The organism is Haloferax sp. S2CR25, assembly GCF_031624535.1.
Lineage (GTDB): Archaea > Halobacteriota > Halobacteria > Halobacteriales > Haloferacaceae > Haloferax > Haloferax massiliensis.
The window spans coordinates 1-15568 of sequence record NZ_JAMQOO010000001.1 but is presented as its reverse complement, the minus strand read 5'-3'; the positions used below and the strand labels follow the sequence as shown (position 1 = coordinate 15568).

At 66.2% G+C, this 15568-nt stretch carries 15 protein-coding genes and 1 tRNA gene; 3 read left to right on the top strand and 13 right to left on the bottom strand.

Features of this window, described 5'->3' with window-relative positions:
- Positions 1-85 precede the first annotated feature (85 nt).
- Positions 86-568, top strand: coding sequence for an SRPBCC family protein (locus NDI65_RS00080; protein ID WP_089777624.1), 483 nt, complete (start codon positions 86-88; stop codon positions 566-568).
- Between the two features lie 27 nt (positions 569-595).
- Here the strand turns inward: NDI65_RS00080 and NDI65_RS00075 are convergent, their stop codons facing one another.
- From NDI65_RS00075 to NDI65_RS00040, 8 genes are all read right to left on the bottom strand, one after another.
- A complete protein-coding gene (locus tag NDI65_RS00075) occupies positions 596-2644 on the bottom strand; it encodes a response regulator (RefSeq protein WP_089777623.1) in 2049 nt (682 codons plus the stop codon).
- A gap of 117 nt (positions 2645-2761) precedes the next feature.
- Positions 2762-3643 carry a DMT family transporter gene (locus NDI65_RS00070; protein ID WP_089777622.1) on the bottom strand — a complete coding sequence of 294 codons (882 nt, stop codon included), beginning with the start codon at positions 3641-3643 and terminating at the stop codon, positions 2762-2764.
- Between the two features lie 88 nt (positions 3644-3731).
- A complete protein-coding gene (locus tag NDI65_RS00065) occupies positions 3732-4484 on the bottom strand; it encodes a methyltransferase domain-containing protein (protein WP_310893043.1) in 753 nt (250 codons plus the stop codon).
- A 98-nt stretch (positions 4485-4582) separates the two neighbouring features.
- The gene (gene queC, locus NDI65_RS00060) at positions 4583-5329 is read right to left on the bottom strand and encodes a 7-cyano-7-deazaguanine synthase QueC (protein ID WP_089777621.1); all 747 of its coding nucleotides are present in this window, start codon (positions 5327-5329) and stop codon (positions 4583-4585) included.
- A gap of 70 nt (positions 5330-5399) precedes the next feature.
- Positions 5400-6173 (bottom strand): 7-carboxy-7-deazaguanine synthase QueE, encoded by a 774-nt coding sequence (locus NDI65_RS00055; RefSeq protein ID WP_089777620.1) that lies wholly within the window; start codon positions 6171-6173, stop codon positions 5400-5402.
- Positions 6173-6649, bottom strand: coding sequence for a 6-pyruvoyl tetrahydropterin synthase family protein (locus tag NDI65_RS00050; protein ID WP_089777619.1), 477 nt, complete (start codon positions 6647-6649; stop codon positions 6173-6175). Before NDI65_RS00050 ends, NDI65_RS00055 begins: the two co-directional genes overlap by 1 nt.
- A 119-nt stretch (positions 6650-6768) precedes the next feature.
- Complete coding sequence (locus NDI65_RS00045; RefSeq protein ID WP_089777618.1) at positions 6769-7152, bottom strand: thioesterase family protein; 384 nt, start codon at positions 7150-7152, stop codon at positions 6769-6771.
- Between the two features lie 87 nt (positions 7153-7239).
- Positions 7240-7518: a hypothetical protein gene (locus NDI65_RS00040; RefSeq protein ID WP_089777617.1), complete on the bottom strand. Its 279-nt coding sequence runs from the start codon at positions 7516-7518 to the stop codon at positions 7240-7242.
- Positions 7519-7687: 169 nt separating this feature from the next.
- Here NDI65_RS00040 and NDI65_RS00035 point away from each other — a divergent pair, with 169 nt between their 5' ends.
- The gene (locus tag NDI65_RS00035; protein ID WP_089777616.1) at positions 7688-8068 is read left to right on the top strand and encodes a 2Fe-2S iron-sulfur cluster-binding protein; all 381 of its coding nucleotides are present in this window, start codon (positions 7688-7690) and stop codon (positions 8066-8068) included.
- A gap of 138 nt (positions 8069-8206) precedes the next feature.
- Here NDI65_RS00035 and NDI65_RS00030 read toward each other — a convergent pair.
- From NDI65_RS00030 to NDI65_RS00020, 3 genes are all read right to left on the bottom strand, one after another.
- A tRNA-Tyr gene (locus NDI65_RS00030) sits at positions 8207-8280 on the bottom strand.
- 74 nt (positions 8281-8354) lie between these two features.
- The gene (locus NDI65_RS00025) at positions 8355-10439 is read right to left on the bottom strand and encodes a DEAD/DEAH box helicase (RefSeq protein WP_089777615.1); all 2085 of its coding nucleotides are present in this window, start codon (positions 10437-10439) and stop codon (positions 8355-8357) included.
- Between the two features lie 170 nt (positions 10440-10609).
- Positions 10610-11092, bottom strand: coding sequence for a hypothetical protein (locus tag NDI65_RS00020; RefSeq protein ID WP_042664402.1), 483 nt, complete (start codon positions 11090-11092; stop codon positions 10610-10612).
- 1323 nt (positions 11093-12415) lie between these two features.
- On the opposite strand from NDI65_RS00020, the gene NDI65_RS00015 reads away from it, so the two are divergent.
- Positions 12416-13621, top strand: a complete 1206-nt coding sequence (locus tag NDI65_RS00015; protein WP_089777614.1) for an orc1/cdc6 family replication initiation protein — start codon at positions 12416-12418, stop codon at positions 13619-13621.
- 170 nt (positions 13622-13791) lie between these two features.
- On the opposite strand, the gene NDI65_RS00010 is transcribed toward NDI65_RS00015, so the two are convergent.
- Both NDI65_RS00010 and NDI65_RS00005 read right to left on the bottom strand, forming a co-directional pair.
- Positions 13792-14361, bottom strand: a complete 570-nt coding sequence (locus tag NDI65_RS00010; RefSeq protein ID WP_310893448.1) for a hypothetical protein — start codon at positions 14359-14361, stop codon at positions 13792-13794.
- A 297-nt stretch (positions 14362-14658) separates the two neighbouring features.
- On the bottom strand, positions 14659-15219 hold the full coding sequence (locus NDI65_RS00005; RefSeq protein WP_004970502.1) for a TATA-box-binding protein: 561 nt from the start codon (positions 15217-15219) through the stop codon (positions 14659-14661).
- Positions 15220-15568 lie beyond the last annotated feature (349 nt).

Below are 15568 nucleotides of genomic sequence, written 5' to 3'. Positions count from 1 at the left end.
CCCGACCCCCGCGGTCGGCGGTTCGCTTCCGTTTTCGACCCGCTCCGCCAGCACCGCTTTTCCGTCTCCGGCCGAAGGGTCGGGTATGCCGGTCTACCAGCGTCGAACCCGCATCGCCGCCCCGCTCGAACGCGTCTGGGAGTTCCACTCGGACGCGTCCGGACTGGAGGCGCTCACCCCGGCGTGGATGCACCTCGAAATCGAGTCGGTCCGCGGCCCCGACGGCGAGGACGACCCCGACGAACTCGTTTCCGGGACGGAAATCGAGATGTCGATGCGACCGTTCGGGGTCGGCCCGCGCCAGCGGTGGACCTCGCGCATCCTCGACCGCGAGGCCGGAGAGACGACGGCGTGGTTCCGCGACGACATGGTCGGCGGCCCCTTCCCGCGGTGGGTCCACACCCACCGGTTCGTCGCCGACGGCGACGAGACGATACTCGAAGACCGCGTCGAGTACCGACTCCCGTTCGGCCCGCTCGGCGACCTCGCGGGCGTCTTCGGCGGCGTCGGCTTCGAGGGGATGTTCCGCGGGCGTCACGCCGAGACGAAGCGACTGCTAGAAGAGTAGGAGCGGAAGTCGAGTCGGAATCGACGCTCAGTCGTCGCTGAGCGAAAAGCGCGGTTCGACCTCGGAGCGGACGCCGCCGATGTCGAACTCGAAGCGCGCGCCGCCGAGGTCGGGTTCCGGGGCGGTCACCTCGATGTCCCAGCCGTGGGCCTCGACGATGCTCTCGACGATAGAGAGGCCGAAGCCCGTGCCGGACTCGGAGGTCGTGTGGCCGTGCTCGAAGACGGTGTCGCGCTCGTCGTCCGGGATTCCGGGGCCGTCGTCGGCGACGTAGAAGCCGGTCTCGGTGGGGCCGACGCGGACGACGAGTTCGTCGGCCGCGTCCGCCGCTTTTCTCGACGCGTCTGCCGACGCGTCCCCTGGGTCGCGACAGGGCCCGCCGTGTTCCACCGCGTTCCGAAACAGGTTCTCGAACGCCTGTTGGAGTCGCCCTTGGTCTGCCTGTGTGGACCCGAGGCCGTCCTCGACGACGAGCACCGCGTCGTCGCCGGTGTCGACCGCCTTCCACGCCCGCTCGGCGACGTTCTCGATGGCGATAGAGCGCGTCTCGCCGACCGTTCGTCCCTGTCTGGCGAGTGTGAGCACGTCGTTGAGAAGCGTGTCCATCCGAGTGACGCCGTCGAGTGCGCGGTCGAGATAGGTCACGTCGTCTTCCTCGCGGGCGAGTTCGACGAACCCCTTGGCGACGTTGAGCGGGTTCCGGAGGTCGTGGGAGACGACCGACGCGAACTCTTCGAGGCGGTCGTTCTGCCGCTGGAGTTCGCACTCGCGTCGCTGGCGGGCCAGCGTGTGGGTGACGTTGTTCCCGACCGACCGCAGGAGGTCGACCTCGGTGTCGGTCCACGAGCGACTCGACTCGACCACGTCGAAGACGACGAAGCCGACGAGCGCCCACTTCGACACCATCGGCACGGCGACGAACCCGCCGGTCTCGGCGTCGGTGAGCACGCGCTTCGTGTCCGACGCCTCGGGCGGGAGGTCCGAGACGCGGTGGAGGCGGACGTTCTCGAAGCGGTGGAGTCGTTCGAGCAGCCAGCGGGCGTCTTCGAGGGCGACGCGCTCGGGGTGGGCGCGCCGGTCGCCGCCGCGCCAGTCGTGCATCCGGGCGGCGACGTTCGTCTCGTCGTCGTAGAGGTAGACCGAACAGCGGTCGAGGTCGGCCACCTCGCCGACCGACTGGAGCGTCCACTCGATTTTCGTGCCGATTTCGTCGGTCTCGGCGCTCATCAGCGACGTGGAGGTGTCCAAGACGGCGTCTTTCAGGCGCGTCTCGTAGCGCAGTCGGTTCCGTCGCCGGCGGCGCTCGGTCACGTCCTGGAGCGTCCCGATGACCGCGGGTTCGTCGTCCTCGGTGGGGCGGAGCGCGAGGTGGCCCTCACAGAGGAGGCCGTCGTCGTGCGGGTACGCCGGGCCGGGCGACAGCACCGTTTCGAAGCGCTCCGTGTCGGGGGCGTCAGGGGCGACGACCCGCTCGAAGGCGGCGCGAATCTCGTCGTCGGACTCGGCGGCGAGGTCGGCGAACTCCCGACCGATGACGGCCTCTCGGTCGTAGCCGGTGAGGTCGCAGAAGACGCCGTCGGCGGAGGTAAAGCGCCCCGCGGAATCGAGCGAGTAGACGCCGCTGTCGAGCACCTCGATGGCGGTGCCGTAGCGCTCGGAGGCCGCCTTCGCGCGGTACTGCGAGACGGCGTTGACGACGCGGTTGGCGAGGACCGTGTACTGGTCGGTGCCGGTGTCTTTCTGCATGTAGTCGGTCGCGCCGACGCGGAAGGCGTCGCGGGCGACCTCCTCGGAGCCCTTGCCGGTAAAGAGGATGAAAGGGAGGTCGGGGTGTTCGGAGCGGACCGCGCGGAGGAACTCCAGTCCGTCGATATCCGGCATGTCGTAGTCCGAAACGACGCAGTCGAGTCGTTCCTGTCGGAGTCGTTCGAGGGCGTCGGCCCCCGAGTTCGACGTCGAGACCGAGAGGTCGACGTCGCCGGCCTCGCGTTCGAGGTAAATCGATACGAGGTCGGTCAGACTGGGTTCGTCGTCGACGTGGAGGACACGTACGTCTGCCCCCGACCCGTCGTCCATACCGTGTAGCGACCGCTCACCGTAATGAGCGTTGTGACGCGGTTATCACCACCGATAACTAAATTTCCGATTCTGGTCCGAAGTTCGAAATCGGAGGTAAACGCCCCGAAACACCGTTCAAGACGCGCTGACGTAGATGCCGCCGAGGACGACAGCCCCGCCGAGAACCGTCGGGAGCGTGGGAATCTCACCGAGGAGAAAGAGCGCGAGTATCGTACTGCCGACGGGTTCGCCGAGGAGCGAGACGGAGACGACGCTCGATTCGAGGTGGGCGAGCGCCCAGTTGATGACGGTGTGACCGAAGACGCCCGGCCCGACGGCCATCCCGAGAAACAGGAGCCACTCGCGGGGCGGATAGCCCGTCAGCGGGTCGCCCCGGCCGACCGCGACGACGAGGAGCGCGGCGGCACAGACCGTGTAGACGACGACCACGTAGGGGACAAGCGAGACCCTGCTTCGGACGCTCCGGCCCGTGAGGACGTAGGCGGCCGCCGTCACGGCTCCGATGACCGCGAGCCCGTTTCCGAGAAGTGGCCGCGGCGCGCCGCTGGCGGTGAGGAAGTCGGAGACGGACATGAGCGCCATGCCAGCGAGCGCGACGCCGATGCCGATTGCGGTGCGGCGGCTCACGCGCTCGTCGAGGACGGCCCACGCGCCGACGGCGACGAAAAGCGGTTGGGACTGCACGAGCGTGACGCTCGCGGCGACCGTCGTGTGGTTGAGGCTCTCGAACCACGACGCGAAGTGGGCCGCGAGCGCGACGCCCGCGCCCCCGGCCGCCAGCAGGTCGCGCCCCGAGATGGTCGCCAGCGCGTCGCGGTGGCGGACGAGCGCGACGGGCGCGAGCAGAGCCACGGTGAACAGGACCCGGTAAAAGGCCTTTATCAGGCTCGGCGCGGCGCTCCAGCGGACGAGGATGGCGCTCGTGCTGACCGCGAGGACGGCGATGCCGAGGCCCGCGAGCGGCGAGATTGGGGCCTCGGAGTCGGGCGTTGACACACCCCCACGTCGCGGGGGGCCCGCTTACCGTTTGTGGGTCCACGCCGGTCGGCGTCAGCCTGTCAGCCGCGGGGCCGACGCGGCGGACCTACTCCTTCCGCGCTCGAATCAGCGCCTTCGGATTGGCGAACGAGACGACGGAGTCGCCGTCGAACTCCACGTCGAACAGTTCTTTCGCCTCGTCGGACGCCTCGCGGAAGCGACGTTCGAGTTCGTCTCGGTCCGCGGGCGAGACGTTCGTCCGCTCGGTCCACGGGTCGAATTCGAGGCGTATCGCGGCGGTCTCGACCGCCTCGACCGACAGGCCCGCGGCCTCGAACCACTCGCGCCACCGCGAAATCGGGCGGAGTTCGACGTGGGTCGGGTCGCGGAGCACCTCGACGCCGTTGAGGAACGCCGCGAGGGATGCGTCCTCGGGCGCGACGTTGTCCTCGAAGGCGAAGACACCGCCGGAGTCGAGGACGCGCGCGACTTCGGCGACGAACGACTCGGGGTCGGGGAAGTGGTGCGCGGCGATGCGGCAGGCGGCCGCGTCGAAGGACGCGTCCGCGAAGGGAAGGCGCTCCGCGTCGGCGACGACGCCCGCGACGGGGTACTCGCGGACCGCGGTGGCGACCATCTCCGGGGCGGCGTCGGCCGCGACGACCGACTCGACCCCGACATCGGCTATCGCGCCCGCGGTGTGGCCGGCCCCGGTCGCCACGTCGAGCGCGCGGGTCGCGCCGCGGCACCACGACGCGAGCGTCTCGCGGTCCTCGCCGAGACGGTGGACCTCGCTGTCGAAGTACGACTCGGCGGCGCTTCCGAACTGGGCGGCAGTCCGGCGTTTCTCGTCGCTCATGGCGCGGAGTTCGCGCAGGTCGGTGAAAAAGGGACGCGAGGAGACAGGCGGGGACAATCCGCAATCCGCAATCCGCGTCGGCGGCGGGCAGAGGGGCGCTACGACGCGTCCGCGTCAGCGTCCACGTAGTCGGGTCGCTCGGCGTACGGAATCGGGTCGCGCTCGCCGAGGTTCTGGAACGCCTGCAGGCGGAACGCACAGGAGTCGCAGGTGCCGCAGGCCGGTTCCTCGGCGCGGTAGCAGGACCACGTGTGCTCGAAGGGGACGTCGAGTTCGAGGCCGCGGCGGGCGATGTCGGTCTTGGAGTCGTGGACGAACGGGACTTCCAGCGAGATGGTCGTGTCGGGCTTCGTGCCGACGTCGACCATGGCCTCGAAGGCGTCGAAGAACTCGGGGCGGCAGTCGGGATAGCCCGAGTAGTCCTCGGAGTGCGCGCCGACGAAGACGGCGTCGCAGTCGTTCGCCTCGGCGTACGAGACGGCCATCGACAGGAGGTTGGCGTTGCGGAAGGGGACGTACGAGGTCGGAATCTCGTCGGCGTCCATGTCGGCGTCGGCGACGGCCATCGAGTCGTCGGTGAGCGACGACGCGCCGATTTGCTTCAGGTGGCTCGTCTCGATGTGGAGGAAGTCGCGGGCGTCGAGTTCGTCGGCGAGCGCGCGGGCGCAGTCGTACTCTTTCGACTCGGTCTTCTGGCCGTAGGACGTGTGGAGCGCGTAGAGTTCGTAGCCGCGTTCTTTGGCCTCGTAGGCGGTCGTCGCGCTGTCCATGCCGCCGGAGAGGAGGACGACGGCGCGCTTCTCGTCGGACGTGGTGTCGGTGTCGGTGTCGGTATCGGAGGTCATCGTTGTCGTGGAATAGTTCGGAGGTCGTTCGGAGGTCGTTCGGAGTCGGTTCGGGGGTGGTCGGCGTGCCTCACGTCTCGGGCGCGTCGTTCCAGAGGTCGACGTGGAGTCGCGGCGTGTAGCGGTAGCCGAACGCCGCGGCGAGGTCGGCGACCTCGGTCCGAGTCCGGGCGAGTTGCTCGCGGGTCTGTCCCTCGGGCATGAGCAACACGTCGCTGTCGCGGACTTCGCGGTCGGCGACGCCGCGCACGTCGGCGACGAGCGACTCGATTTCGTCGAGGTCGCCGCGGCCGGTGACGACGAACTTCAGTTGGAACTCCGCCGCGCGTTCGACCAGCGAGGCGAGCGCGTCGAGGTCGACGCGGGCGTTCTCGTGGCGCTCGGTCCAGACGCCGGGGTCCACGTCGGCCGGGGCGTTCTCGGGCGTCGGCGTCGACGACGCGAGTTTGGGGCTGACGCTCGCGAGGTCGACCGGGGCGTCGGTTTCGAGCGTCCCGTTCGTCTCGACGGTCAGGTGGTAGTCGTCGGCGAGCGCCGACAGGAGCGCGTCGGTCTCGTCGTGGACGAGGGGTTCGCCGCCGGTGACGACCACGTGTTCGGGGGACAGCGACTCGACCTCGGCGACGATTTCGTCGAGGCCCATCCACGCGTGGGTCGGCTCCCACGAGGTGTGAAACGAGTCGCAGAACCAACAGCGGAGGTTACAGCCGCTGGTGCGGACGAACGTGCTCGGAACGCCGGCGAGTTTGCCCTCGCCCTGGAGCGACGCGAACAGCTCGTTTATCGGGAGGCGGTCGCCCTCGGCGTCGGTGTCGTCGCGGGCGACGGTGTCGGAGACGGGCATCAGAAGCCGGCGCAGAGTTCCGACGTTTCGCTGACCGAGACCGATACCTCGGAGACGGTGTCGGGCAGCGCCGCGAGCAGTTTCTCTTCGAGGACGACGGCCATCACCTCGGCCGTCGGCGGCGCGTCGAGGACAACTGTCCCGTCGGCGTCGCCAGAGCGCTCGAACGCCTCGACGAGCGGGTCACCCGACTCGACGAGAAATCGGTGGTCCCACTCGTCGATGACGTCGGTGACGACGCCCTTGTCGACGACCCAGCCCTCGTCGGTCAGGTCGCCGACGACGCGGACCGAAATCTCGTAGTTGTGCCCGTGCGGGCGGCTACACTTGCCGTCGTGGTGGAGGAGGCGATGGCCGGCGCTGATGCGAATCGGCCGGTCGCGCCCGATGTGGAGGACGCGCTCGCCCGCTCGGGACAGCGGGGTCTCGTCGTCGGTGTCCGCCGACCGTGCGTGTTCTAGTGTTCCCCGAGGCATATCCGAGGATTATCATGAGAGTATTTAATTCTCCTGTCTCGGCTCCGTCGGTCGAATCGAGGGTCCCAGCGGTCGCGGCCCGTGTCGAGAGGCGAGAAGGGAAGTGGCGCAGCCGCGCGTTACGGTTGGTCGGCGATTGCCTCGCGCCACTGGTCGGGGACGCGGGTCGGGCGGCCCTCGTCGTCCATGGCGACTTGGACCGTCTCGCCGGTGGCGACGGTCTCGCCCTCGTAGGAGAGCGTGTAGTAGATGGGGAAGCTCTTCCCGCCGGGCTCGCCGGCCTCGATTTCCACCTCGACGGTGCCGACGCCCTCGATGGGCGCGCGGTAGTCGAGTTCGAGGTGCGCGACGACGATGTGCGGGTCGGAAAGCGGCGTCCCCAACACCTCCTCGAAGAAGCGGACGCGGGCCTGTTCGCAGTAGGTCGCGTAGACGGCGTTGTTCACGTGTCCGAACGAGTCGTGGTCGCGGAACCGGACTTCCACCTCGGCGACGAAGCTCATTGCGGTGCGGGACACGCGCGAGGAGTATAGCACCGACGGTTCGTCTCCGGTGAACAGGGCGCAGTCAGAGAGGGGGCCGCGGACGACTCAGTTGGCCGTCCGCGCGGACTGGTCAGCGGGGGAAGTCTGTCGGCCGTGCAGCGCGACGGCTTTCCAGACGTTCGAGCGCGAGCCGGCGCGCACCATCTCGACGGGGACGCGAGCGCCCTCGGGGAGAGACGCGAGCGTGTCGCGGATGCGCTCGGACTCGTAGGCCACGAGGTGGCGCGTTTCGTTCGTCTCGTGCAGCTCCACCGTCATCGTCTCGTGGTCGTTCATCTCGACGCGGACGTTCACCAACACCGGAGCGGACGCGGGGGTCACCATCACGCTCACCTACGGATTCGCCCGTCATAAGCCGTTATAATACTGATATCTTCGGGTATGGACTCTACATAGGTGACCGGGTTCTCACCGAAGAGCCGTCAGTGAGTCGCCGGGCGAGGAACCGACCGGAGGGGCACATCCATGCCGAGTCGGCCCGAACGACCGACCGATGAGCGACCGCGAGTCTCGACCCGAGCGCGACCCGGCCGGCTCGACCGTCACGGTCCGCGCCTGTGACGCCAGAGATGAAGACGCCGACGGCGACCGCGTCACCGACCTCGACGTCGAACGCGGGACCGTCCTCCGCGACGCGCTTCTCGACGCCGGACTCTCGCCGTACGCGCGGCTCACGAAGCGAGTGAACTGCGGCGGCCGCGGTCTCTGTGCGACGTGCGGCGTCCGGGTTCGCTCGGGCGAACCGACGGCCGACCACTGGCACGACGACCTCGCGGCGAGATTCGGCTATCCGCGGCTCTCCTGTCAGCTTCGCGTCGACGGACCGATGACCGTCGAACTGGTCGAGAAAGCGGTGTGGGGCGGCCGGGAGTAGAGGGCGCTGTGGGGCGAGACTAAGGGAGCGAACCGACCAGTACGAAAGAAGGCGATCCGCTCTCCCCGATTTGAACTCACTCGCAACGTTCGCGTTGCTCGCTACTCGAACCGGCTCGACCGGATTTTGCAAGCGAAATCCGCTCTCCCCGATTTGAACGGGGGACAAGCCGATCTACAGTCGGCTGCTCTGCCAGGCTGAGCTAAGAGCGGTCAAGAGAATCTCAATCTACGGGTAGACTTAAGAATTCTCATTCCGGGCGGCGAAGCGCCCGACGACGGCTCGGTTACTCGTCGGGCGTCGCCGAGTCGGAGCCGTCCGCAGACGCCGACTCGTCGCCTTCGGGGTCAGTATCGCCGTCGCTTGAGTCGGGGACCCCGTCATCCGACTCAGTGTCGAGGTCGTCAGCACTGACCTCACGGACGCGGATACCCTTTCCGGCGAGGTGTTGCATCTGACGCTGGGCGAAGTCCTCCTCGCTGGTCCCGCGGGTGGCGAGCACGTAGACGAGCGCGCTCCCCGTCGGTCGCATGGTTCGGCCGGCCCGCTGAGAGCCCTGCCGGCGGGAGCCGCCGAGGCCGGAGGCGACAATTGCGAGGCCGGCGTTCGGGAGGTCGATGCCCTCGTCGCCGATGCGGGAGATGACGAGCGTGTCGAGGTCGCCGTCGCGGAACGCCTCGAAGTACGCCTCGCGGCGGTGGTGGCGGGTCTCGCCGCTGACGAAGGGGACCTCAAGCGCCTCGGAAATCGCCTCACCCTGGTCGAGGTAGTCAACGAAGACGAGCGTCTTCGAGTCGGCGTGGCGGGCGCGGAGCCGACGGATCTCGAATATCTTCCCGGGGTTCATCGCGGCGAGCATGTGCCGCTCGCGGCCGTCGCTTGAGGCCCACTCGTTTCTGGCCATGTCGCTTCCCCAGCCCACGTAGCGAATCTCGACTTCCGGCTCCTGAACGTGGCCGGCGTCGAACAGTTTGTCCCAGTCGGTGCCGATGGGCGGGCCGATGAGCGTGAAAATCTCGGCTTCCTTGTCGTCCTCGCGGATGGGCGTCGCCGACAGCCCGAGGCGGTGTTTGGACTGGAGGTCGGCGCTCCGTTGGAAGACGCGACTCGGGATGTGGTGGGCCTCGTCGTAGATGATGAGCCCCCAGCGACGCGAGTCGAAAAGCGAGCGATGGCGGTCCATCCCCGCGGTCTGGTAGGTGGCGATGGTGACCGGGCGAATCTCCTTTGCGCCGCCGTGGTACTCGCCGATTTGGTCGGCGTCGAGGTCGGTCGTCGAGCGCAGTTCCTCGCGCCACTGGCGGGCGAGTTCGCGGCTCGGAACGAGAATTAGCGTCTCGCCGCCGACCGCGGCGAGCGCGCCGATACCGGCGATGGTCTTCCCCGCGCCGGGCGGGCCGACGAGGACGCCGGCGCGCTGGTCGACGAAGCGGTCGACCCAGTCTCGCTGGTAGTCGCGGAGGTCGACGCCGAGCGCGACGTCGAGTTCCTCGCCCTCTTCGAGGTCGCGGTCGTCCTCGACGGGGTAGCCCGCGTCGTAGAGGATGCGCTTTATCGCCGCGATTTCCTCGTCTCTGACCCACGCCTCGGTGTCCGAGATGGGCGCGTAGACGTGGTCGTCGTCGAGTTTCTGGAGCGCGACGTTGCCCATGAGGCTCTCGGTGGCGGCTGCGAGGACGGTGTACCCCTCCTCGTGCGAGTAGAGGCGGAACTGGTGGGCGCGCTTCCACTGGTCTTCGACCCACGCTTCGAGGTGCGGCGACCGCTCGGGGAGGACCGACCGGAGCATCGAGAGCAGTGACTCGACCTCGTCGAAGGGGGCCTGCCACACGTCTTCCTGCCGGATTCGGTAGAGGTAGCCTCGGCCGCGACCCTCGCGGTCACCGGTGGTGTCGACGAGGTGCGCGAACTGCGAGAGTCTCGCCCGCGTGTACTGGGTCGGGTTGTCGACGACGACCTCGCGGCGCTTCGGAAAGAGGACGACCCGCTCGCGCGAGGCGAGTTCGCCCCACTCGGTCGGGTACCAGACGACCGGGTCGGTCTCGACGTTCACCCGCTGGACCCGCCCCGCGTCGGCGAGGGCGTCGAGTCCGTCCATTGCGTCCGCCTGCGAGACCCCGAGACGGCGCGCGACCTGCTGGGCGGTCGCGACGGGACGACCCTCGGATTCGAGCGCCCCGTAGAACGACGCGAGCGAGACGCCGTCCGCCGCGTCGCTCGGGTGGTCCGCATCGGCCGGAGACGTCTCGGGTACGTCGAGCGCTTCGGATACGTCGGCCGCACCGGCCAATCGGTCGAGTACGTCTCGGGACGTGCCGTCCCCGTCGCCGTCTCCGTCGGGAGGACCGGGGTCCTCGTCCTCGGCAGTCATCGAACGCGAGTACGGCCGCGACGGGGAAACGGCTTGCGACACCGGGAGCCGTGAGATGGGCGGGGAAACCCGCTCGTCGCGGGTGAGAGCAGGTGGGCTTCGACGGGAGCGAGCGAGGAACCGAGAGGACGCGACTCGATTTCTCGAAGCGGTTCTGCGTCGACCCGACGTTATCGAGACGTGCTCGACCGCGCCGGAGCCATCCGGTCGAAGACGGCCCGGAAGTCGTCGTCGACGGTGAGGAACTCGGGGAACTCTTCGAGGGTCCGGACGCCGTCGAGATAGACGTACTCGACCGGTTCCGGGGGTATCTCCTCGAAGACCTGAACCGGGCCTCGCTCGGTGAGACCCACGAACGGTCGCCCCTCCGGGTCGGTCTGTGGCGTCAGTTCGTGTTCGAGGTAGAGCTTCGCCATCGCGAGGGCGCTCGCGAGCGGGACCTGTCCGGGCGTCAACTGCCACGTGACCTCCCGGTCTTCGTAGTGGACAGTGGTCACGTAGCCGTCGTCGAACCGAAAGCAGTCGACTCGCTCTCCCGAACGCGACCACCGCGTCTCCGTCGTACGGGAGCGTTCGAGGGACCACTCCTCGTCGCCGCCGCGATCTAACACGGCCTCGCCGAGGCGCACCCACACGCGACTGAGCGCACGCATATGTCACCAATTCGTCCCCCTTGGTAATTGCATTGACGCCACGGGAACGAAACAGTCCGTCACGAGAGGATGTTGGGACGGGAGGACGTTGGGGCGAGAAAACGCTGGGACGAGTGGCGGTTTCGTCCGTGGACGCTCGCCGCGGACGCTTGGGTGTGAACAGCCGAGTGCGCGTGAGTCGCATGCACACCACGTTTCCGGTGAACGAGCGGAGTCGAATCTCGGCTCCGGGACTGCAGTAAACGTCGGCGTCGGCGGTCGGTCACCGGCGATACCTCACCGAGTCGTGCCGCGAGCGACCCACACCTCGCTTCCGGTGAATCGCGAGTCCGTGTGAGACGGGCAGAGACACCACGTTTCCGGTGAACTAGCGCGAAGGATCGGGAATGGAAACGCGGACCGATGGGAAGGGACAAATAGAGAGCACCGTTCCACAAGCCGCCGCCGCGAGTCGACTCAACGGAGAACGTAGCAGCGCTGACAGACACCACGTTTCCGGTGAAATGCGGCGCGAGGGAACGCCGGCAGTAACACCGGGGAGCAGTGACGCGGCGCGTCGGTGAGTTCCGAGAGCGGAGTCACGCGCACACCACGTTTCCGATGAACTGGACCGAGCGACCGGCAGCGAGAGACGCGGCGGAAAGCGAGGGACGACCTGCGGTTGTCTCGTGCCTCCCAGCTATGGCCGAATCGGACCACTTATAACGGCCACACCACGTTTCCGGTGAAACCAATCGTTTCAGACGCCGTATCGGCGCTTCCGCCTTGGGTTACAGAATCCGTGCGGGACACCACGTTTCCGGTGAGTTAGCGTGTGGGACCGGTTAGTGAGCGTCGGACGGCAACCCGGTTCACGTTGGCAGGGTTGGACACCACGTATAACAACAGTTAAATAGTTTATTTGTGTTACCGTCCATTGATACACTCGTGAAAGTAAGAATGAACTCAAACATCGAGTACTGCTCGACTGGAATAGAGTGTCTCAGTCAGGCATTTTCGAGAGGTTCGCGAGTTCGGAAACCGGTTCGAACTCGTCGGCTCTCGTCGGTTCTGTTGCGGTGACTGCGAGTCGCTTCGACACACGATTACCCCACTGTTCGCCCGTTTCGAGCGTTCTATCTTCGGTCCTCGCCGGGACGCAAAGCGCAGCCCCCTGTTTTCGCGTGAACTGAGAGGAACCCCCACACCGTGTTTCCGGTGAACCGAAACCCCCGTTTCGTGTGGACCGGCACCCGGGGTTTGTGGTCGTTCACCGGAAACGTGGTGTGTGTGTGCTGCGTCGAATGGTAAGTCCTTTCACCGGAAACGTGGTGTGTTGCGAACATGCCTAACGCCAGCGACGACCTCTTCACCCGGGAGGACCCCATCTTCGCCAACAAGGAGTTGTTGGAGATCAACCACCTCCCGGGTGAGGGTCGCATCGTCGGTCGCGACGACGAGATCTCGGATCTCGCGACCGCGGTGAACCCCGCCATCTTCGGACAGAGTCCGAGCAACGTCCTCATCTACGGGAAGACGGGGACGGGTAAGTCGCTCTGTGCGAAGTACGTCTCTCAGCGCCTCGTCGAGACGGCCGAAGAAGAGGGCGTGAAAGCGACGTTCGCCTACGTGGATTGCGCGCAGGACACGACCGAGACGCAGGCCGTCCAGACCATCGCCGACAGCGTCAACGACACCGCGATCACCGGGATCAAAGTTCCAGACAAGGGGCTTTCGACGTCGACGTACTACAAGCGGCTGTGGCGCATCCTCGACTCGCTGTACGACGTCGTCCTCATCATCCTCGACGAGATCGACAAACTGAGCGACGACGACATCCTCATGCAGCTCTCGCGGGCCGGTGAGGCGGGGAAGATTGCCGGCTGTAAGCTCGGCGTCATCGGTATCAGCAACAAGATCCAGTACAAAGACCGGATGGACGAGCGGGTGAAATCCAGCCTCTGCGAGCGCGAGTTCGTCTTTCCGCCGTACGACGCGAACCAACTCCGCGACATCATGGACGCCCGCAGCGACGCGTTCCGCGACGGCGTGTTGGACCCCTCGACGATTCCGCGTGCCGCGGCGCTCGCCGCCCGCGAACACGGGGACGCGCGGAAAGCCATCGACATCTTGCGGTACGCGGGCGAAATCGCACAGTCGATGGGAGCGAGTACGGTCAAGGAGAACTTCGTCACGCAGGCGCGTCAGCGCGCCGAGACCGACCGCTTCCGAGAGCTGATTCGCGGGTCGACACCGCACTCTCGTTACGTGTTACAGGCGCTCGCTATCCTCTCGCTTTCGAACGAAAAGCAGGACGGCTTCCGAACGAGTCGCGTCTACGAGGTCTACGAGAACATCTGTCGACAGCAGGGCTCCGACAGCCTGTCGCTCCGGCGAGTCCGAGACCTACTGAAAGAACACGCGTTTCTCGACATCATCGAGCAGTCGAAACACAGCGGCGGAAGTGCGGAAGGAAGCTACACCAAGCACCAACTGCTCGAAGATCCGGACGTGGTGAGAGACGTCCTCATCGAGAACACGGACACCTGATTGAAACCGGAATCTCGCGGGGCGTGTGAGGGCCGAACCGACTCGCGGGGACGCTGCACCGCTGCAGGCGTATCTCCGTAGAGCGGCCTCTTATATTTTATTGCAGCATCACGTGACCGGAATATTCACGTGTGACCGGTCCGATCACACTCTCGGTTGTCGGTGGAGACTCACGGTTCGAGTCGGTCGATCGGGACCGACTTCGAGCGGACCGATTCGTACAGGCTTTCGACCCACGAGACGACTTCAGGCGTGTCGCCGTCCACGAGGGCCGTCAGGTTGTTGTGCTCGTCGTAGGCGGAGACGACGCCGTGGCCGTCGACCACGAGCAGTCCGAAGTCGAGGCTCTCCTCGGCGATTCGAAGTTCGAACTGGTCGAGTTCCCGCGCGCGCTCGAAGGAGTCCGGATAGGCGTCTATCGACCGTTCGAGGACCCCGCGGTCGACGATGAGTTCCATCCGGGTGTTCTCCCCCAGCACCGCTTCGGCCGATTCGTTGAAGACGCGACTCACGATGGGCGCGACACCGCGGAAGCGGTCGACCGGTTCGTTTCCGACGATAGTGAGATATCTGTTAAGCGGCGCGTGCGGGTCGTTGTCCGCGGCGGTCGTGATGTTCATCTGACCGAGGACGCCGGGTGGAGCGTTCTCACAGATTTCCGCGGCATCCGCCAGGAACTCGCTCATTCGGTCGGCGCATTCGACCGCCTCAGTGAACCGCTCGTACTGCTCGTGGACCATCGTTCCGCCCGGCGTGAGGTGATACAGCCCATCGGCCTTCTTCACCCATCCCCGGTCACAGAACCCCGCGAGTGTCCGCTGTGCCGTCTCTCGGGCGCAGTCACAGCGTTCCGCGAGCTCTGTCGGTCGGTGTGGCTCGACCGCCAAGGCTCGGAGAATCGCCTCCCTGCTTTGCGACCCGACGAGAAACGCCACGTCCTCCCGCGCGCTCATGTCCTTCCGTTAGACTATCCGGTATTTTACATTTATGGGTGTTCGTACCCGTGGTGCGGCGAAAAATCGATGGTTCGGAAGTGCCTATCCGAGAAGGCCGAGCGCGTCGATGCGCTCGACGATCTCTTCGACGGCGGTTTCCGCGTCGTCCGTCCGCTTTCCGCCGGTGATGACGATTTTTCCGGAACCGAAAAGCAGGATGACGACCTTCGGCTCGTCCATCCGGTAGACGAGACCGGGGAACTGCTCGGGTTCGTACTCGACGTCTTCGAGTCCGAGACCGATAGCCAGCGCGTTCAGGTTCAGGTTGTGTCCGAGGTCAGCGCTTGAGACGATGTTCTGGACGGTTATCTCTGGCTCGTCGTCGACGGGAATCTGAAGCTCGCGGAGCTTGTCGAAGATAATGCCGAGTGCGTCGTGCACGTCGTCGATACTCTTTGCACCCGTGCACACGATCTTCCCCGAACGGAAGATGAGCGCAGCGGCTTTCGGGTCCTGGGTGCGATAGACGAGGCCCGGGAAGTTGTCCGGGTTGAAATCTGCACCGGGGAGGTCGTCGGCGAGGGCTTCGAGGTCGAGCTCCTGACCGATCCCGGTCGATGCGACTACGTTCTGAATCTCGATGGAGTCTGCCGGCCCACTCATTGCTCGCACGTGAATCGTACCTCCGGCCTTATAAAGCGACCCGTTATAAACCGACTTCAACGGGTCGATTCTATCCACGCTTCGTACGCGCGCGAAACTAATACATTGATTTCTCGCTCAACCGAATTGATGTCACAACTGACCGCGCGTGAAGTTATGGCACGCCTCGTGTCTATTTTTCTCACAGAGCCACTAAATCAACGGGGTTAAATGTATCCCCGGCATTCGGACTAATGCGAAGAAGCGCACGGGGGCACTCCCCCCGACGGCTTCCACCGAACGCCCCGGCCCCAAGGTCGTCAGGCGCTCACCGGGATGACACACCTTCCCGGGGGTCGCCACGATACGA